Source organism: Staphylococcus sp. 231237_7MaSpsaltlick (assembly GCF_043107035.1).
Genome location: NZ_JBICNX010000005.1, coordinates 232,512 through 253,591, shown reverse-complemented (window position 1 = coordinate 253,591; position 21,080 = coordinate 232,512). Strand labels below are relative to the sequence as shown.

Here is a 21,080-nt window from a genome sequence, read left to right as displayed (position 1 = left end):
TAGCTTTTTCATTGATTTCTTACTGAAATATTTAATGGACTATACCTATCTAACTACTAATTCCATATAAAATAAGCCTTCTAAAAGTTTAACTTTTAGAAGGCTTATTGGTTATATAATTGACATTAGCACTCTAGGCCAGTCTTATATTCATAATTTATTTTAGTCTTCGAAAACAAAGTCTTCGTCTTTTAACGCTTCAACGTTTAAAGCTAATGTGTAGCCATCACCTTTTACAGAGAAGAAGTCATGGTTTTTAGTAGTAGTGTCTAAAGCATTTTCAATGATTGGATTAAACTCACGTTCTTCGAAATATGGATCGAATCCTAAGTTAGACAATGCTTTATTTCCATTATATCTAACATAGTTAAGTACATCTTCAGTTAAACCAATATCGTCATAAAGTGAATGCGTATAAGCAACTTCATTTCTGTATAAATCTTCTAATAATTTATACATTTCTTGATCTGCTTGTTGCTTTTCACTTTCAGAAAGTTCGTTACGTAAACTTTGTGCATCCATACCTGTAAATACACCATGAATAGATTCGTCCAATAATATTTTACGGATGATTTCTCCAGATGTAGTCATTTTACCTTGTCCCGCAAGATATAATGGGTAATAGAAACCAGAATAGAATAAAAACGTTTCTAAGAATACGCTTGATACGCGTGCCATATATTGATCATAAATTGAAGCTTCTTTACCCCATAATTTATGATAATTATTAATAATTTTATCAGATTTATATTTTAAATGTGGTTCTTCAATGACCCATTTATCTAATAAATAGTTTGTTTCACTAGAAGGTAGTAATGTAGTGAAGATATGCGAATAACTTTTAGCGTGAATTTGCTCCATCATCGCCATAAATGAATATACAGCTTTTTTACGTAAATCTGTCGTATGTAACATAATAAGCGGCATACCATCGTCTGCTTGATGGGTATCTAAACCAGTTAATCCTGCTAAAGCTTTTTTAAATGCTTCTTTTTCAGGTTCAGATAACGTTTTCCAACTTGCAATATCTTTAGATACTTTAAATTCTGTTTCTACCCACATTTGCGAAATATTTTGTCGCCAAAACATGTTAGTCATGTCTTCTTGTGTATTCCAATTGACTGCTTTCATTTAGATAATGTCCCCTATCTAGTAAATATTTAATTAAAGCAGTGATTTACAGCCTAATCTAACTCCTAGACTAGACTGGTTTATATAATCACTTAACTTGACTCTTATTGCTATTTTATATTGAACAACTTGTACACTCTTCAACGCTTAATAATTTATTTCTAGTGTAATATAAAGATTTTAATCCTTTGTGATGTGCATACACATAAAGTCTAGATAGTTCACGTGTAGAAATTTCAGAATTCACATATAAAATTGTAGAAATACCTTGATCCACGTGAGTTTGAATAGTTGAGATTAAATCTATTAATTTCATTTGGTCTGTATTAAAGGCAGATTTATAGTACCACATTGTCTCTGGTGATAAGAATGGCATTGGATAAAATGTTTCTGCGTTACCATAAGTACGACGTTCAATTTGGTCAACGATTGGCATAACTGAACTAGTTGCATTTTGTACATAAGAGATACTTTGCGTAGGTGCAATCGCTAAACGGTATGCATGGAATAAACCGTGTGTTTCAACTTCTTTTTGTAACACTTTCCAATCTTCAGCTGTCGGAACATCAAAACCTTCAAACAATTTACGAACTTTTTCATATTTTGCTTCAAAAGTTTGAGTTGTATAGAACTCAAAATACTTACCGTTTGCGTAATCAGATTTCTCGAAGTCTTTATATACTTCTTGTCTTTCTTTAGCAATTTCCATTGAACGTTCAATAGAATAATAGTTCATCATCATAAAGAAGATGTTAGCGAAATCTTTCGCCTCTTCAGATTCATAACCAATTTTATTTTTAGCTAAGTAGCCATGTAAATTCATTACGCCTAATCCTACTGAATGTAATTCTCTGTTAGCTTTTCTAACGCCAGGTGCATTTTGAATATCTGCTTCATCACTAACAACCGTTAACGCATCCATGCCAGTATGCACTGAGTCTTTAAATTTACCAGATTCCATCACGTTTACGATATTCAATGAGCCTAAGTTACATGAGATGTCACGTTTAATTTCATCTTCTGTACCATAATCATTGATAATAGAAGTCTCTTGTAATTGGAAAATTTCAGTACATAAATTACTCATTTTAATTTGTCCAATATCAGAGTTAGCATGCACTTTATTTGCATTATCTTTAAACATTAAATATGGATAACCTGATTGTAATTGTGTTTGTGCAATCGTATTTAACATTTCACGTGCATCTTTTTTCTTTTTATCAACATTTGGGTTTGCAACTAGCTCATCATAATATTCATCTAAATTAATATCATCTAAAGTGACACCGTATTCTTTATAAATTGTATGCGGCGCAAACATATGGAAATCTTTGCCTTCTTTTGCAAGATCAAAAAACTTAGACGGTACGATTAATCCTGTTGAAATCGTAGACAAACGTAAATCTTCGTCAGCATTTACTTTTTTAGTATCTAAAAACTCTTCAACATCGTAGTGGAAGATATTTAAATAAACCGCACCTGCCCCAGGACGTTGTCCAAGTTGGTCTGCATAACTAAAACCGCCTTCAAGTGATTTCGCAACTGGAAGTACACCCTTAGCAACACCTTTGATGCCTTTAATCGCTTCACCACGTGCGCGCAATTTAGATAAATTAATAGCAACACCGCCGCCAATTTTACTTAATTGTTTTGCCGTTGAATCAATAAAATTAATTGAATTTAAACTATCATCTGTTTCAAGCAAGAAACAAGATACAAGTTCACCACGACGAGCACGACCAGCATTTAAGAATGTAGGCGTTGCCGGTTGGTAACGTTGTTCAACCATTGCTGAAATGAATTGTTTAGCTGTGGCTTTGTGTCCATTTGCTAGATATAATGCAACGATTGCTACGTGTTGCTTATAATCTTCTAAATATTGACTTTTATCGTTTGTTTTCAAAGCATAATCTTTGAAAAACTTACTTGCAGACATGTAACTCGCAAATTTAAACGGAATATTCTTAGCATAATCTGTTATTTCTATCAAATCTGCTTCTGAATATTTTGCAAATAAGTCAAAATAGAAATCATTATCAACGAGATAGTGAAGGCGTTCGATTTCAGTATCAAAATATATTGTTTTATCTTCTATTTCTTCTAAATATACTTCTAATGCTTCTTGATCCTTTTCTAAATTGAAAAAGCCATTATCTTTACGTTTAGTAACCTCGTTATTTAACTCAATATGATTGTATTTCTTCTCGTCCATAATCTTCATTGAAATGCCCCACCTTATCTTTAAATTCGCTAATATCATTTTGTGTTCCTTGTACTTCAAATTTCATTAATAAAGGAACTTGATATTTTTCTGAGATAGACCGTCCAGCTTTCGCAAAGTTTTGACCCCAATTGCGGTTTCCGCTAGCTGCAACGCCTTTTAATAAATTATTATTTACATCTAAAAATGACTGAACTGGTTGTGGTACTTCGCCAAATCCTATCGTTCCAGTGACCAATATGAATGGTTCTTCAATTTTCTCAGAACAATTACTTTGTGTAATTTCCATTACGTTTGTAAGCTCGGTTTTTTTGATGAATCTGCGCACATTACCGGAAAATGAAAAATAGACAACCTTCATTGGACCACCTTCTTTCTTTATTTAACTAATATTTTATTAATGAAAAATCGCAACTATAAAATTAAACTATTATAATTTATACTTAAGAAATAATAATTAGTATTAACCTTTGGAGTTAACCACTATATATAGAAAATACGTCATCTATATATTGGTATGTAAAAACTCATTAATTAAGTATTTATGCTTGATTTGTCATTATTAAACGCTCTCACTAGTGTTATTTTACTTAAAATTTGGTTTATTATAAATAAAGTGACCACGTATATAAAACACAATATATTGTGTTTCGTCCCGATCATCAATACTATATTATGTGTTTCATTATACATAATTCAGAACCTTATTTAAAGACCTTTGTTTTTGACAAATTCTTGAAGAACAGAGATAAATGGCACCAATTCAACATTAAACTGACGTTTTTGAGTGCAAAAAATTTTTTTACTGAATTTAAGGTTTTTTCATTTGCTTTTTTCGAAAAGCTTGTAACGCTTGATTTACCGTGGTTTACACGATAACACCCTTCAAGTTGTCTACAACCTAAATTACTCAAGCCATAAATTACATTTAAATAAGTTGTAAATTCTAATGCTAAAACAAGAACACTTGTTCGTTCATGTAATCATAATATACTTTCATTAGACTTTCAAGGATATATACAGGTTCTAGGAATATATGCTAATATATATACGTTAAAAACTAACAATTGAGGCGATACATGTGAATCCTAAAGTTAAGGGTATCATTGCCATACTTATTTCAGCAGTTGGTTTTAGCTTTATGTCTGTTTTCTTCAGATTAGCTGGTGACTTACCAGTATATCAAAAGTCACTTGCTCGAAATTTAGTAGCAATGTTTATACCAATGTATTTTATTTTTAAATATAAGCAACCCCTATTCGGTAAACTCAGTAGTCAGCCCTTGTTGATTTCACGTTCAACTTTGGGATTAATTGGTGTTTTGTTAAATATTTATGCGATAGATCATATGATTCTAAGTGATGCTGATACTTTAATGAAGTTAAACCCATTTTGGACTATTCTACTTAGTTTAATATTTTTGAATGAAAAAGTTCGTAATTATCAATTTATAGCTATGATTGTAGCCATAGCAGGTATGTTATTTGTAATAAAACCAGAATTTTCTTCATCTATGATACCAGCTATAGCCGGCTTATTATCTGGTATATTTGCAGCAAGCGCATACACTTGTGTCAGAGCTCTTAGTACGCGCGAAGCACCCTATACAATTGTGTTCTACTTTTCATTCTTTTCAATTATAGTACTAATACCATTTACTATATTTACATTTGAGCCAATGACAATGACTCAAGTATGGTATTTAATCGGTGCTGGTCTATCAGCTGCCGCTGGTCAAATCGGTATTACACTCGCTTATAGCTACGCGCCTGCTAAAGATATTTCCATTTTTACGTACGCATCTATTATCTTTACCGCTTTATTTGGCTTTATCTTATTTGGTGAATCGCCAGACTTTTATGCAGTACTAGGCTATATGATTATCATTGGATCTAGTTACTATATGTTTGAAAAAGCAAGAAGGCAACCTACTACAATTCAAAAAGCAGAAGAAAAACCATAAATATAAAGGAGATTTCAATTATGAGCGAAGGACGTAACAAAGAAAATTTACAAGATATAACTTTACTTGGCAATCAAAACAATAAATATGAGTTTGATTATGACCCATCAGTCTTAGAATCATTTGATAATAAACACCCAGGACGCGACTATTTTGTAAAATTTAATTGCCCAGAATTTACATCACTTTGTCCAATTACGGGGCAACCTGATTTTGCAACAATCTATATTTCTTATATACCAAATATAAAAATGGTTGAATCTAAATCATTAAAACTATATTTATTTAGTTTTAGAAATCATGGTGATTTCCATGAAGATTGTATGAACATTATTATGAATGATTTAATTCAATTGATGGATCCTCATTATATTGAAGTATGGGGCAAATTCACACCTCGGGGCGGTATTTCAATCGACCCTTATACAAACTATGGTCGTCCAGATTCTAAATATGAAAAAATGGCAGAACATCGTTTAATGAATCACGATTTATATCCAGAAAAAATAGATAACCGTTAGAATCCTATTTCCATAAACTATCAAAGAAACTTGAGTACATTACATCTTTGGTAGTTTATTTTTTTATAATTTTTTATCGTTAATTAACTGATTATTCATTAAATTTTGTACTTTTCATATATACGCTTGTTATTTTTAGAAAAACGGTATAGAATAAATCCAACCGTTTAGGGGGAGGGAATTTATGAAAAAGATTGATTACACACACGAAGAAATAATGAAAAGTATTCCAAACAAAGGTTTCTTCGGACATCCAAAAGGACTAAGTACACTTTTCTTCACTGAATTTTGGGAGAGATTCAGTTACTATGGTATGAAAGCTATTTTGATTTTTTACCTATACTATAGCGTAGCTGAAGGTGGTTTCGGATTAAGCCAAGCCGTTGCGATGCAAATCGTTGCAATATACGGTACCTTAATCTACATGTCAGGTGTGATTGGTGGTTGGATTGCCGATAGGATTACTGGCACTCAAAATGCTGTCTTCTATGGTGGTATCCTCATCATGCTTGGTCATTTATTACTATCATTACCAAATAATTTAACATTAGTTATGATTGCATTAGCTGTCATCATTGCAGGTACGGGTTTGTTAAAACCAAATATCTCAACTACAGTTGGTGAATTATATGACCGTAATGATGTACGCCGAGACTCTGCATTCACATTATTCTATATGGGAATCAACTTAGGTAGCTTACTTGCGCCGTTATTAACTGGTTTCTTACAAACTAGAATTAGTTTCCACGCTGGTTTCTTAGCTGCTGCAATCGGTATGTTCTGTGGTTTAGTTGTCTATGCGATTAAACGTAAGAAAAACTTAGGTTTTGCTGGACGTAACGTCCCAAATCCATTAACAAGACCAGAGCTTAAGAAATTCGGTTATATATCTGGTGTTGTCATCTTATTATTCTTAGTTTATTTATTAGTTTTACATTTATTCAATGCACTGACGCTTGAAAACTTCAGTTTCTTAATTACTATTTTAGGTATCGTATTACCTATTTACATCTTTATTAACATGATTGTAAGTAAAGATGTAACTAAAGATGAGCGTTCACGTGTATATAGTTACGTACCACTGTACATAACATCCGTAGCTTTTTGGATGATTCAAGAACAAGGCTCAACAATTTTAGCAACGTTTGCAGATAAAAAAACACAATTAGAAATGTCAGTCCTTACCAATGGATTATTTGACTTTACAATTCCAGCAGCTTGGGCACAATCATTAAATCCAATATTTATAGTTGTATTAGCACCAGTATTTGCAACGTTATGGATGAAGTTAGGCAAACGCAACCCACCTACTGTATATAAATTTGCATTTGGAGCAATTATTGCTGGGCTATCATATTTAGTAATGATTATTCCATTAGCTACAGGCAACGAGTTAATTAACCCATTATGGCTTGTACTGAGTTTCTTATTAATAACAATCGGTGAACTTTGTATCTCACCTGTCGGTTTATCAACAACTACAAAATTAGCACCTATTGCATTCACAGCACGTATGATGAGCTTATGGATGCTTAGTAACGCAACTGCACAAGGACTTAACGCACAACTCGTTGTTATCTATACTAAGATGGATCAAAGTGATTACTTTATGTATTCAGGTCTTGTTGCAGTAGTTATCGGTGTATTATTATTACTTATTTCACCAAAAGTAAAACGCGCAATGAAAGGCGTTTATTAACCAAATTAATTGAACAAATGGCTAGGAGAAATAATTTTATATACGGTGTAGCTATGCTCCTGTCATCTATCCTTAACTTGATTAACAGCCCAAGACAATATTGTTTTGGGCTGTTTTGTCTTACGTTTAATTCTGCCTATCTTCAAAAACACTTGATCTAAAATATTCCTATCTTATATCTTTATTCCACTAATACATTGGTGATCCTTACACATGTGCTCTGTAGCCAGATTACTCCTAACCGCATCTCTAACCTCTTTCTGCTTGAGCATACCATTCTTAACTAAAAATCCAACACAATCATTACCCATTTTATCCATTCCGTGAACACTATTATTTATATTTACTGGAATATAAATATAGTTGTATATTAATTATAATTTATCAGAACATTCAGAATATTGCTATTTTGAGAATATTATTGCAATTAAATTTAATTAAGCGTAAAATCTTTTTTATACATTTTTATTGGGAGCAAGGAAGGACGGGAATGTTTTATGCAAGATAAGTATACATCACAAGATCCAACAGTCGAATCAATTCCTCAAAAAGGTTTTTTTGGTCATCCTAAAGGACTCGGTGTTTTATTTTTCGTAGAATTTTGGGAAAGATTTAGCTACTATGGTATGCGTGCATTATTAATCTTCTATATGTATTTCGCTATCAAAGACGGTGGCCTTGGTATGGATAAAAGCACTGCACAATCAGTAATGGCTGTGTATGGTGCATTAATTTATATGACCTCAGTACTTGGAGGTTGGATTTCAGATAGAATTACCGGTACACGTAAAGCCACATTTTATGGTGGTGTATTAATTATTATTGGTCACATTTTCTTAAGTTTACCATTAGATATCATCGGCCTATTTATCTCAATGTTTTTCATTATAATTGGTTCTGGTTTAATGAAACCAAGTATTTCAAATATTGTCGGTAGACTATATCCAGAAAATGACACGCGTATAGACGCAGGTTTTGTTATTTTCTATATGTCAGTAAACTTGGGTGGATTACTTTCACCACTAATTTTAAATCAATTTGTAGATAGTGGGAATTTCCATGGCGGTTTCTTAATTGCAGCCATTGGTATGGCACTTGGTTTGATTTGGTACATGCTTTTCAACAAGAAAAACATTGGTGATGTTGGTACAAAACCTACTAATCCATTAAACCAACAAGAGAAGAAAAAATATGGTTTAATATTTGCGGTTGTAGCGCTAATTATTGCCGCTGTGTTAATTATTACTGGTTTAACAGGTACACTTTCATTTAATATCGTAAGTACAACTGTATTAGTACTCGGTATAGCATTACCTATCATTTACTTTACAATTATGATACGCAGCAAAGAAGTAACAGACGATGAACGTTCTCGTGTTATTGCTTTTATACCGTTGTTTGTTTTAGGTGTTTTATTCTGGTCTATTCAAGAACAAGGAGCAAATGTACTTAACTTATTCGCTTTTGAAAGTAGTGATATGAAATTAAATATTTTTGGATGGAAGACGGACTTTGGGCCAACACTTTTCCAATCCATTAATCCATTGTTTATCGTATTATTAGCTCCAGTTGTGTCAATCATATGGGCAAAAATGGCTCGACGCCAACCAAGCATAGCGACAAAATTTGTCTTAGGTGCGTCTTTAGCTGGTGCTTCATACATCATGATAGGCTTAATTGGACATTCATCGGGTGGTTCAATGTTAAGTGTTAACTGGGTTATCCTTTCTTATATCATCTGTGTAATCGGCGAATTATGTTTATCTCCAACTGGTAATAGTGCCGCTGTTAAATTAGCACCAAAAGCGTTTAACACACAAATGATGAGTTTATGGTTATTAACAAATGCATGTGCACAAGCGATTAATGGTACACTTGTTCATTTAATCGAACCACTAGGCCATAAGAACTATTTCTTATTTTTAGGTGTTATTGCAATTGTAGTAAGTCTTATTGTCCTTGCTTTTGTACCAAAAATTGTTAGAGGCATGAGAGGCATTAAATAATTTCAATACGAACATAAACAAACCTTAGGTGACAGTCCTAAGGTTTATTTACGTTCGTATAGTTATTTTTCAAAATAGCTATGATCTTTCAGACCAAAAGTTGCTTCTTTTATCAATTGATATATTCAACATAATAAACGCCACCACTGTTTAATTTATATATTATAATCTTTTTCGTATAATATTAGCAGTAATTTGAGCCGACTCCTGCGGGAAAATCACTAGCTGCAGACTACGGGCTAAGGCAGTGTCTGCGGAAAGCGTGCACAAAAAAGCTGCCAACAAAGTCGAAGACTTTGTCGACAGTCTAAAATAAATCAAACGCTTAAACACGCGTTTGGTTTATTTTAGACTACTCTATAGGCATAAAATATAGACTAACTCTCATTTTGTAATATCAACCAATATCAAATTTACGCACTAACTTTAGAATATCTTATTATATGTACATAAAAGGCACACATTACGTCATCTTACTATTAGCTCATATTTACGAATATGACTTGCTATTTGCTTACTAGATGATTAAGGTCTATAATTTAGTCCCTAAGTGTTATGTATTTATTTTATAAGAGAATCGGGTACATAATAAAATAGAACGCAAAATCAGAAGAAATATGGTGAATAGATTGACTAAAACAAAATATAAACACGGTGTGTTATTTTATCATGAACACTCAGGTATAAAAGATATTTACAGAGGTTTAGGGGATGTGGCCTCTTCTTTAACAACATTTTGTAAACAATTATCTATCCAACTAAGTGAAAATGAAGGTGATATCATCACTTTCTGCAAAAAAATAAAAGACCAAAGCTATAGTGATGATGTTGATATTATTTTCATTCTTGGTGGAGATGGTACAATAAATGAACTTATTAATGGACTAATGCAAAGCGAATTAGACATCCCTATTGGTATTATTCCTGGCGGTACGTTTAATGATTTCGTAAAAACATTAAATCTTAATCCACGCCATAAAGCGGCAAGCCAGCAATTAATCAATTCAGAATTGCAATCTTATGATGTAATGAAGATAAATGATCGATACGCACTTAACTTCGCAGGATTAGGTCTTATAGTACAAAATGCAGAAAATGTTCAAAATGGAAATAAAGACATTTTTGGGAAACTGAGCTATGTCGGTTCTACCGTTAAGACATTACTCAATCCAGAACACTTTGATTATAAAATAACCGTAGACGGTAAAGAGATTAATGGCAATACCGCAATGATTGTGGTAGCAAATGGTCCATTTATAGGAGGAAGCCGTATTCCATTAACGGACCTCTCACCTAGTGACGGTTATTTAAATATATTTATTTTTGAAGAGCACAGCTCAAGTGTAATAAATGATATATTTAAACAACGTGACAGTATGAATTGGAATAATATGACAGATGGTATTAAACACATCTTAGCTAAAGAAATAACTATTGAAACTGACCCACAAATGAAAGTAGATATAGATGGTGAAATTGTCTTAAACACACCACTCAACATTGAAATCGTACCTAGTGCAATTGATATACTAACGTCGCAAGAATCAGATATAGATACACAACAGTCAGACGATGATTAGTCCAAGCACTAATTTACCTTCTAAAAACATATTTATATATAAAAATAAGATTTTATCATTGGCTCTTATGCCAGTAATAAAATCTTATTTTTTAATGCTTATACCGCACACAATAAACTCAAACAAAAGTCATAAATAAAAGCAGCAAAGAAAACAATAAGAATCGTCCGCTTCACTGCTTTAAAAACGTTTAAATTTTGTATTCACTATCTCCTAAAAAGTATTGCTCTACATCTTTCCAATTATTAACACGTGCAAATCTATCATCATTGATATTATGTGTTGCAGTATATATAATTGGCGTTCCAGTGAAGATACTTAATTGTCGCGGATTGTCATCGATTAAATAATCTGCATTAACAATATCTTTTCGACCACAAAAAACAAAATGTTGAGGATCTAAAAATGGGAAATATTCTCTCAACCAATTATATTTATCATGAAACGACGTCGGTACATCCATTGCAGCAGTCGCGATAAATACATCATAATATTCAGTTAGCTTCTTCACAACATCTTGTGCATCCGCCATTACTGCTAATTTTTTAAAAAATCCAGGCTCACGTAAGATTTCAGTCAGTAAACCATCATGCTCAGGCATCGCATGTCTTAATTTAATACCATCTAACATATCTATAGAAATACCTAAGTCTGTGCGCTTATTTACATCTTCAATTAATGCACCTACTGTGTCAGCAAGTACTTCATCCATATCAATCGCTATTGATTTTCTAGTCATTGTACTACTCTACTCCCTTTTTCTTCTTAATATGCTTTAATTTATAACATGCAATATACATGTACAAATCTATCCCACTATCAATTCAATTATAGCAAAATACGTTCAACTAAACCAAAATTGAACATAACATTAATAGTACCTCTTTCAAGTAATTTACTAGGCCCATAGGATAGCCATATAATAAACAGCCTACTTATATTAATCAAATGCCAATTTTTGTATCGTTGAACGTTCGTTAAGAATTATTTTTAGAAGTTAAAGTCTTTAAGTACTTCTATCATTTTTTCATTTTGCTCTGGGAAGCCAATTGTAATGCGCACACCTTTAGGAAACTCTCTCGTAATACATCCTACACTTAACAAAGCTTCATACAAATCATGTGGTTTATTTGTTTTCACGTAAATAAAATTCGTTTGGCTAGGGTAAAACGCATCACTTTGAGATAATTCAAAGAATTTCGCTCTCTCTTGAGCGTTGCGATCACGTATAGAAGTTAAATATGCTTGATCCTCTAATGCAGCTAAGGCAGCGTATTCTGATAGACGACCAACATTAAATGGTGGACGTATAATGTTGTACTTTTCAATAGCTTCTTTAGCGGCTACAACATATCCAATACGCATACCCGCTAAGCCATATGCTTTTGAAAATGTGCGTAATAAAAAGGCATTTGCAAATTGTTTTTGTAATGCTAATGTATTTGGGAAATCATCAGCAGTTACAAATTCAACGTATGCTTCATCAATAATAACCGGAATATCACTCGGTACACGTTCTAAAAAGCGTTGTAATTCATCATGTGAAAAATAAGTTCCTGTAGGATTGTTTGGATTACATAACCAAACTAACTTAGTATCTTCATCAATTTCCGATAAAATACCTTCTAAATCAAAATAGCCTTCTTGGAGTGGTACTTGAGTCACCTTTGCAGATTCTACAATTGCATTATGATAATATTGACCAAATGTCATTTCACTTGTCACAATCTTATCTCCAGCTGTCAGTACTGCACGTGAAATCATTAAGATAACTTCATCTAAACCAGCACCGAATAATATACGTGATGCGTCTACGTTTAAGTATTTGCTTATTGCTTCTTTTAATAATGGAGAACCCGTCTCAGGGTAAAATTGTAGCTCATCTAAATGTGCTTTAATTGCCTCATTAACTTTTGGTGTTGGACCATATAAATTCTCATTAGAAGCTAATTTATATAACTCACCTTCAATTCCATATTGTTCTTTTAATGCTCGAGGTGATAGTCCTGGTTCGTAAGCTGATAATTGTTCAATTTGTTTCTTCATAGTTGCTTCGGTCCTCCTTGAATTTACAGAAATTTCAAAACTTAGTAACTATTATAAACCTTATAATAGAATAAAATCAATGTGTCATTACAGACACCATTATTTAAAATGATAAAAAATATGAGACTAGATAACTTTAGTATTATATTTCATACTAAGGTATCAGCCTCATATTCTCTTATTAAGATTTATTTATCGATTAAATTATGTTTCTCTAAATAATTTTTTGCTACATTATATGGGTCTTTCTTTTTCACTGTTACATCATAATTCATAGCTTGCATATCTTCGTCTGAAATTTTCCCAGCTAAGCGATTTAGTGGTTTTTTAATTTCAGGATGTTCTTTCAGATAAGATGTTTTAAACATAGGTGCTCCTTGATAAGGAGGGAACACATGCTTATCATCTTCCAACACAACCATATCATACTGTTTTAATTCAGCATCTGTTGAATAAGCATCAATCAGATTAATATCTCCACTTTCAATTGCTTGATAACGTAATTTAGGTTCCATCGTTTTTACATCACCTACATCTAGATCGTAGGCTTTTTTAACAGCTGGATATCCATCTCCACGATCATTAAATTCCAATGTAAAGCCTGGTTTAATCTCATCACTCACCTTATTCAAATCACCAATTGTTTTGATATTATGTTTTTCAGCAAAATCCTTTTTAACTGCTAAGGCATAAGTATTATTGTATTCCATAGGTTTCAGCATAGTCATATCGTATTTATCTTCTAAACTAGCTTTCGCTTGGTCATATACTTTTGCTTCTTGCTTAGATTTTAAATCTTCTTTAGTTAATTCGCCTAATACAGTGCCAGTGAATTCTAAATAACCATCAATGTCATCAGATTTTAGCGCGTTAAAAAGAAACGAAGTTTTGCCCATACCATCTTTAACTTCTACCGTATTATCCGTGTCTTCTTCAATTAATATTTTATACATATTAGTAATCACAGATGGCTCTGAGCCTAATTTTCCAGCTAAGACAACCTTGTCACCTTTTTGGGCTAGTAACGGTGCAATAATTACTAATAATAAAACAATGACAATCGCACCGAGTGACACTAAAAGTTTTTTATAAGAAAGCTTTTGCATAAAACGTAACACTAAATCAAATAAAATAGCTAATAACGCTGCTGGAATGGCACCTATTAAAATAAGCGATGAATCATTTCTATCAATACCTAATAAGATTAAATCACCTAAGCCACCAGCACCAATGAGTGCAGCTAACGTTGCCGTACCAATAATCAATACCATTGCCGTACGAATGCCTGCCATAATGACTGGCATAGCAATGGGCAATTCTACTTTAGTCAATCTTCTACCTGGCTTCATACCGATACCTTTAGCCGCTTCAACTAATGATGTATCTACTTCATTAATACCAGTATATGTATTTCTTAATATTGGTAACAGCGCGTATACGACTAACGCTATAACGGCTGGAACTTTACCTATACCAAACAACGGTATCATTAATCCTAATAATGCCAGTGAAGGGATTGTTTGAAGTATCGCCGCGATATTCATAACAATTTCCGAAAGTTTACGCGTTTTTGTTAAAAATATACCCAAAGGCACACCAATTAGTGCTGCAATCAATAATGCTATAAAAGATAATTGTATGTGTTCAAATATCGTTGTTATTAATTGTCCTCTACGCTCTACAAGTGTATTAATGAAGGTATTCATTCATCGTGACCTCCTTTATGCTCTGACAAAATTTGAAAAATATCTTGTCTTTTCAATACGTGCTGTGTTGAAGTAGCTGGATTATTAATAATAACGGCCTCACTGTCAATCAAAGCTGTATACACGTCTTTAACATATAAATTACTATCAACAATTGGGTAATCTTCTTTCATTTCTCCTTCTTGAATAGGCAATTGATCTATTAATTCGGAAAGTTTTAACTCATTAATTGAACGTTTCAATTTATCACCCATAAATTGTTTAACAAAATCGTTTTTAGGATTTGTAACGAAACCCTCTGGTGTATCTATTTGTTCTATCCTACCCTCATTTAACAAACATATACGGTCGCCCATCTTCATAGCTTCTTGAATATCATGAGTTACAAATATAATCGTTTTTTTGATTTTTTGTTGTAGCTCAATTAAATCATCTTGTAATTTTTCACGACTAATTGGATCCAAAGCGCTATATGGTTCATCCATTAAAATAACTGGCGGATCAGCTGCCAATGCACGAATAACACCTACACGTTGTTGTTGCCCACCAGAAAGTTCATCTGGTTTACGATCTTTATATATTTCAGGTTCTAGTCCTACCATATCCATTAATTCATCAATACGTTGATCTATGTCCCCGTCTTGCCATTTTTTCATTTGCGGTACTTGTGCGATATTCTCTTTAATAGTCATATGTGGGAATAACGCGATTTGTTGTAAGACATACCCAATGTCCCAACGCATTTCATATATTTGGTAATCACTTATTGGTTTATCTTTAAAATAAATATAACCTTCTGAAAGAGAAATCAATCGATTTATCATTTTTAACGTAGTCGTCTTGCCACAACCTGACGGACCGATTAAAACAAAAAACTCCCCTTCACCAATATTAAAACTAATATCATCAACAGCTATTTTATCACCATAGCGTTTAACTACATTTTTAAATTCTATCACTTTGTCACCTTCATTATCATATATTCATTTAACAAAAAATAATTTTTCAATCAAATGACATATTCCCTATTTGTATTGGTTTTATGTATAATTCAATTAATTTATTCATAGTATTTAATTTGCAAGTCCCCGTTCTAATCATTAAAAAAATAGCGAAGTTAATTCGAAATAAAATTATATCTATGGCTCATGAATTTACATAGTATATTAATTATTGTCAAATTAACTTCGCTCAATCGCTTTAGTTTATAAGTTATTTACTTATGCTAGTGAGTAAAGGAACAATACCTATTTGCTATTATAAGATGTCGTCACCTTTAACTTTTCAAGAAAGCTCATTTAAAAAAATAGATTTACAAATCATATTTTTAGTTTAAGCGCTCGCGTGCTCATCTTAACAACATAAAAGTGACTTATTTTGTTACAATCTTTTGTACAGATTAGCTATTTTATTCTGTTAAATTTTAGATTTATATGATTGAATTTTCTCCAAAAACATCGGACAATAATGTTTTAATTTATAACTACCTACACCTTCAATTAAAATCATTTCTTGTTTTGTTTCCGGTTTTCTTTTAGCAAATTCTTCTAGAGTAAAATCTGAGAAAATACTAACTGGTGGAATACTCAAGCTTTCACTTAATTGTTTTCGAACTCCGATTAATTCATCGAATAATGCGCGATCCACACCTTCTACCGTATTGATATTTACTTTTTCTCTTGTTTTACGTTTGAATGGCGTTGTAAATATTTCAACTTGGCCTCCGAGCAAATCCTTAACAGATTGATCACACGTTAAAATTTCATCATGTTCGTTTAAAAATCCTTTAAACCTTAATTCATCTATTAGATGACTAAGTTCTGAAGTTGTGTAATTTTTCATAATTCCATGTGTTGATAATTCGTTATAATCACAATATCGAATATAATCAGAGTCTTCTCCTCTTAACACCTGTATAATAACACTATAGCTCTCTTTTTGTTTCATACGTGCAATACAACTTACAATCATCTTCGCTTCATCTGTCATATTATATGTTTTATTTTCGATGACACAATTACTACATTGTTCACATTCTTCAAGTTTTTCATTCGGTTCAAAATAATGAACTAAAGTCGCCTCTAAACATTTCTTTGTTTTAGTATAGAGAATCATTTTAGTTAATTTTTCTCCCATCTTATCTTTATAGTCGTCATCTGCTTTTGACGATGAAATAAAATATTGATGTAATCCAATATCTCGTTCACTAAATAATAAGATACAATCACTGTTTAAGCCATCACGACCTGCACGTCCTGCTTCTTGATAATATGATTCTAAATCGCCAGGCATATTATAATGTATAACGAATCTCACATTAGATTTATCTATACCCATACCAAAAGCGTTAGTTGCAACAACAACGCGTACACGATCATACACAAAATCATTTTGCGCTGCTTCACGCTCTTTATTTGTCAGTCCAGCATGATAAATCGTGCTGTTAATATCATTACTCTGTAAAGCTTCATGCAATTCTTCAACTTGTTTACGTGTAGAACAGTAGATAATGCCTGCTGCATTTTTATGTTCTTTTACATATTCCATAACAAATTTTTGGCGTTGATACGTAGGATTAACTTGAAAAACGAGATTACGCCTTTTTGTACTCGTTTTTACCTCGTCGTTTTTCCCTATATTCAAACGTTCCATTATATCTTTTTGTACTTCAATTGTCGCAGTTGCAGTTAGTGCAACAATCGTAAAGTCTTGAGGTAATGCAAATACTTTATGGATTACATCTTGATAACTTGGTCTAAAATCATGGCCCCATTTAGAAATACAGTGAGCCTCATCAAAAGCAACTAAATGTATTGATAGTTGCTGTAATAAGCTAATAAAATAAGCATTATCAAAACGTTCTGGCGCAACATATAAGAATTGAATTTCACCATTTCTTAGTTGTGTTTCAATTTCTTTTTGTTGTTTTTGCGTTAAACTGCTATTTAAATATGCCGCGCGAATACCCATCGCTTTTAATTGATCAACTTGATCTTTCATCAATGAAATTAACGGGCTGATCACAATTGTTGTGCCACCCAACATTAATCCTGGTACTTGATAACAAATTGATTTTCCCCCACCGGTAGGTAAAACGCCGAGCACATTTTTATGATCTAATACTCTTGATATGATTTCTTTTTGACCAGGACGGTATGTGTCATAGCCAAAATAATGCGATAAAGTTGACTCCATGTTATAAAATCCCTCATTGTTCTTTTTGTTCTTCAAGCTCGCTCCATCTTGCAATATCTTCTTCATACAACTCATTTAATCTTCGTTGTTCTTCGCTGAGTTCTTTAATCTTGGCATAATCAGAAGTTGCCTCAATCATTTCCTTTTCTATAGCTTCTAATCTTTCTTCAGTTGTATCAATACGTTCGATAATCATTTCATACTCTTGTTTTTCTTTAAAAGATAAACCTTTTCTTTTTTTCTTTTCCGGTTGTTGTTTAACTTTAGGCTGCTGACTATTTTGCTCTTTTAACTGATTCTGTTCCTTTTTATAAGCTTCATAGTCTTCAAATGTACCTATGATACGTTCCATTTGACCATCATGAATATACCAATACTCTTGTGCTACTTTATTTAAAAAGTATCTATCATGACTAACTGTGATAACAGCGCCACCGAATGTTTCAATATAATCTTCAAGAATTGTAAGTGTTTCTGTATCTAAATCATTTGTTGGCTCATCTAGAAGAAGTACATTCGGTTGGTGTACCAATAACCTTAAAAGATATAATCTTTTTTGCTCTCCACCAGATAATTTATAAATCTTTTTACCATGTGTTGCGCTTGGGAATAAAAACCTTTCGAGTAATTGCGTGATAGACACCGATGTACCATCTTTTTCTTTAGCAACTTCACTTTCTTCTCTCAAGTAATCTATCATTCTTATATCACGATTCAGACGTTCTTCAGTCTGTTTAAAGTAAGCGACTTTTACTGTTTGCCCAATTTTAAGTTCACCTTCAAAATCTTTATCTTCGCCATTTAGGATGTTAAGTAACGTTGTTTTACCTGCGCCATTAGGTCCAACAATACCAATTTGTTGCCCACTTTGGATTATTTGAGTTATATCTTCAAATAAAGTTTTTTGGTTAATACGTTTCGTTAAGCCGTCTAATTCGAATACTTGTTTTCCTAATCTTGAATACGCAAGATTTAAAGACGCTTTCTCTTGTTGATGTTGATTTTTTACATCTTGTTCTAGTTCATTAAATCTATTTTTACGGGCTTGTTGTTTAGTCGTACGTGCTTTAACTCCAGCACGCATCCACTCAAGTTCCTTCTTATATAAGGATTGCTGTTTCGCTTGTTGTTTTTGTTCTATAATTTCATTTTCTGCGCGTTGTGCTATATAATCTTCGTAATTTCCTACATAGGTAGTCAATTTACCTCTATCTAATTCAATAATGCGAGAAGATACTTCGTTTAGGAAATAACGATCATGAGTAATAAATAATACTGTATGTGGATATTGTTTCACATAGTTAATCAGCCAATTAATTGATTCAAAATCTAAATGGTTGGTTGGCTCGTCTAATAGTAATAAATCAGGTTGTTCAATAAGTGTTTTAGCTAAACCAACACGTTTCTGTTGGCCTCCTGAAAGTTCACTTACTTCTTTGTTTATATCATAAATACCTAATTTAGAAAGAATTGTTTTAATTTCAGCACTATAGTCCCATGCTTGATAATTATCCATAGCTTCTTGAGCTTGCATCATTTTTTGAAAATCTTCATCGCTTTGGGTCATTGTATATCGAGCCAAAGCATTTTCATACGTTCTAATAACCTTAATCGTTTCAGTTTCTGAAGTTAATACCGCTTCAAACACCGACATATTTTGATCAAAATCATGTTTTTGAGATGAATATCGGATACGATAAGCATTCGGATGTGATACTTCTGCTTCAAAGTCTTCATCCAATCCTGCAATCACTTTCAATAAAGTACTTTTGCCCGTACCATTTATACCTACAAGTCCTATTTTTTCACCTTCAGAAATTGACAACTGCAAATTATCAAAAATGGTTTTATCGGCATATGATTTATGTAAATGTTCAATTTTATACGCTTCCATTGCCCAACATCCTTTTTAATATCGAAAATTATAATTATTTCTGTTAAACTTAATTTCAGTTCTACATATTATACACCTTTTTGAACTCAAATGATACAAAGGAGCAATGCTTATGTCGGAATTTTTCCAAAACTTGCCTCCTTATATCCAAGCACTAATAGCTGGTATTATTACATGGCTACTTACTGCATTAGGAGCTGCAGCTGTTTTTATTTTCAAGAGAGTCAACGATAAGATTTTAAATTCAATGCAAGGTTTCGCTGCCGGTATAATGATTGCAGCTAGCTTTTGGTCACTCTTACAACCAGCTATTAATTATGGTGAAGGTACATCATTACCATGGTTGCCAGCTGCTATCGGTTTTCTATTGGGCGGAGTATTTATTCGTGCACTAGATTTAGTTATTCCTCACATACACCCAAACACCCAAGATACAAACCAATACCAAGAAGGTGTAGGTACAAAAAAACTCAATAAGAATACGTTACTCGTTTTAGCTATTACACTACACAATATCCCAGAAGGTTTATCTATAGGTGTCGCATTTGGCGGCATTGTGGCTGGCAATGGGCAAGCTACATTTTTAGGGGCTCTTGGCTTAGCTATAGGAATTGGTATTCAAAATATTCCTGAAGGCGCAGCTTTATCCATGCCAATAAGAGCGGCTGGTGCTTCTAGATGGAAAGCATTTAACTATGGGCAAGCGTCCGCTATTGTCGAACCTATATTTGCAACAATTGGTGCAGCTGCTGTATTGATTGTTACCCCTATGTTACCTTATGCCTTAGCATTTGCTGCAGGAGCAATGATATTTGTAGTGGTTGAAGAACTGATTCCTGATTCACAAGCTAGTAATAATACTGACCTTGCAACAATGAGTCTCATGTTAGGTTTCACTATTATGATGATTTTAGATGTTGCGCTTGGATAAGGGCAAACCAAATGATTGATGTTGTTATATTTTAAAATTAGACATTAAAAAAAGTTACACGATTTTAACAGTCAAAGACAAGCAATACTGTCTTAGGCTGTTTTTTTAATGACATTTATCATACAGTCATAATAAGCAACATACGCTCCATAATTAGTTTCACTTACTTTATAATTACATTAAAACA

General features: G+C 32.7%; 15 protein-coding genes. 6 read left to right on the top strand and 9 right to left on the bottom strand.

The annotated features are described in order from the left end of the window. Nucleotides 1-162: 162 nt before the first annotated feature. From nrdF to nrdI, 3 genes are all read right to left on the bottom strand, one after another. Nucleotides 163-1,131 (bottom strand): class 1b ribonucleoside-diphosphate reductase subunit beta, encoded by a 969-nt coding sequence (nrdF, locus tag ACF91D_RS11825; RefSeq protein ID WP_039068759.1) that lies wholly within the window; start codon nucleotides 1,129-1,131, stop codon nucleotides 163-165. 115 nt (nucleotides 1,132-1,246) lie between these two features. Then, entirely contained in the window at nucleotides 1,247-3,352 is a 2,106-nt protein-coding gene (gene nrdE, locus ACF91D_RS11820; protein WP_039068760.1) for a class 1b ribonucleoside-diphosphate reductase subunit alpha, read from the bottom strand. After that, complete coding sequence (nrdI, locus tag ACF91D_RS11815; protein ID WP_039068761.1) at nucleotides 3,315-3,713, bottom strand: class Ib ribonucleoside-diphosphate reductase assembly flavoprotein NrdI; 399 nt, start codon at nucleotides 3,711-3,713, stop codon at nucleotides 3,315-3,317. Before nrdI ends, nrdE begins: the two co-directional genes overlap by 38 nt. Nucleotides 3,714-4,433: 720 nt before the next feature. Between nrdI and ACF91D_RS11810 the strand changes: the two genes are divergently transcribed. The 5 genes from ACF91D_RS11810 to ACF91D_RS11790 all read left to right on the top strand — a co-directional run bounded on the left by ACF91D_RS11810 (nucleotide 4,434) and on the right by ACF91D_RS11790 (nucleotide 11,121). Continuing rightward, on the top strand, nucleotides 4,434-5,315 hold the full coding sequence (locus ACF91D_RS11810; protein ID WP_039068763.1) for a DMT family transporter: 882 nt from the start codon (nucleotides 4,434-4,436) through the stop codon (nucleotides 5,313-5,315). Between the two features lie 20 nt (nucleotides 5,316-5,335). After that, entirely contained in the window at nucleotides 5,336-5,836 is a 501-nt protein-coding gene (gene queF / locus ACF91D_RS11805; RefSeq protein WP_039068764.1) for a preQ(1) synthase, read from the top strand. Nucleotides 5,837-6,020: 184 nt separating this feature from the next. Continuing rightward, nucleotides 6,021-7,535, top strand: coding sequence for a peptide MFS transporter (locus tag ACF91D_RS11800; RefSeq protein ID WP_039068765.1), 1,515 nt, complete (start codon nucleotides 6,021-6,023; stop codon nucleotides 7,533-7,535). Between the two features lie 497 nt (nucleotides 7,536-8,032). Next, a complete protein-coding gene (locus ACF91D_RS11795; protein ID WP_327620782.1) occupies nucleotides 8,033-9,541 on the top strand; it encodes a peptide MFS transporter in 1,509 nt (502 codons plus the stop codon). Between the two features lie 629 nt (nucleotides 9,542-10,170). Then, nucleotides 10,171-11,121 (top strand): diacylglycerol/lipid kinase family protein, encoded by a 951-nt coding sequence (locus ACF91D_RS11790; protein ID WP_392437069.1) that lies wholly within the window; start codon nucleotides 10,171-10,173, stop codon nucleotides 11,119-11,121. Between the two features lie 190 nt (nucleotides 11,122-11,311). On the opposite strand, the gene ACF91D_RS11785 is transcribed toward ACF91D_RS11790, so the two are convergent. The 6 genes from ACF91D_RS11785 to ACF91D_RS11760 form a co-directional block, all read right to left on the bottom strand. After that, on the bottom strand, nucleotides 11,312-11,860 hold the full coding sequence (locus ACF91D_RS11785; protein ID WP_039068769.1) for a 5' nucleotidase, NT5C type: 549 nt from the start codon (nucleotides 11,858-11,860) through the stop codon (nucleotides 11,312-11,314). A 251-nt stretch (nucleotides 11,861-12,111) separates the two neighbouring features. Then, nucleotides 12,112-13,167, bottom strand: a complete 1,056-nt coding sequence (hisC, locus tag ACF91D_RS11780; protein ID WP_039068770.1) for a histidinol-phosphate transaminase — start codon at nucleotides 13,165-13,167, stop codon at nucleotides 12,112-12,114. A 188-nt stretch (nucleotides 13,168-13,355) separates the two neighbouring features. Then, entirely contained in the window at nucleotides 13,356-14,873 is a 1,518-nt protein-coding gene (locus ACF91D_RS11775) for an ABC transporter permease/substrate-binding protein (protein ID WP_327620784.1), read from the bottom strand. After that, nucleotides 14,870-15,832 (bottom strand): ABC transporter ATP-binding protein, encoded by a 963-nt coding sequence (locus ACF91D_RS11770; protein WP_039068772.1) that lies wholly within the window; start codon nucleotides 15,830-15,832, stop codon nucleotides 14,870-14,872. The genes ACF91D_RS11775 and ACF91D_RS11770 overlap by 4 nt, the downstream gene beginning before the upstream one ends. 457 nt (nucleotides 15,833-16,289) lie before the next feature. Continuing rightward, entirely contained in the window at nucleotides 16,290-18,068 is a 1,779-nt protein-coding gene (gene recQ / locus ACF91D_RS11765) for a DNA helicase RecQ (protein ID WP_039068774.1), read from the bottom strand. A gap of 13 nt (nucleotides 18,069-18,081) precedes the next feature. After that, on the bottom strand, nucleotides 18,082-19,962 hold the full coding sequence (locus ACF91D_RS11760) for an ABC-F family ATP-binding cassette domain-containing protein (protein ID WP_039068775.1): 1,881 nt from the start codon (nucleotides 19,960-19,962) through the stop codon (nucleotides 18,082-18,084). A 112-nt stretch (nucleotides 19,963-20,074) separates the two neighbouring features. On the opposite strand from ACF91D_RS11760, the gene ACF91D_RS11755 reads away from it, so the two are divergent. Further along, a complete protein-coding gene (locus ACF91D_RS11755; RefSeq protein WP_039068777.1) occupies nucleotides 20,075-20,893 on the top strand; it encodes a ZIP family metal transporter in 819 nt (272 codons plus the stop codon). Nucleotides 20,894-21,080: the final 187 nt, after the last annotated feature.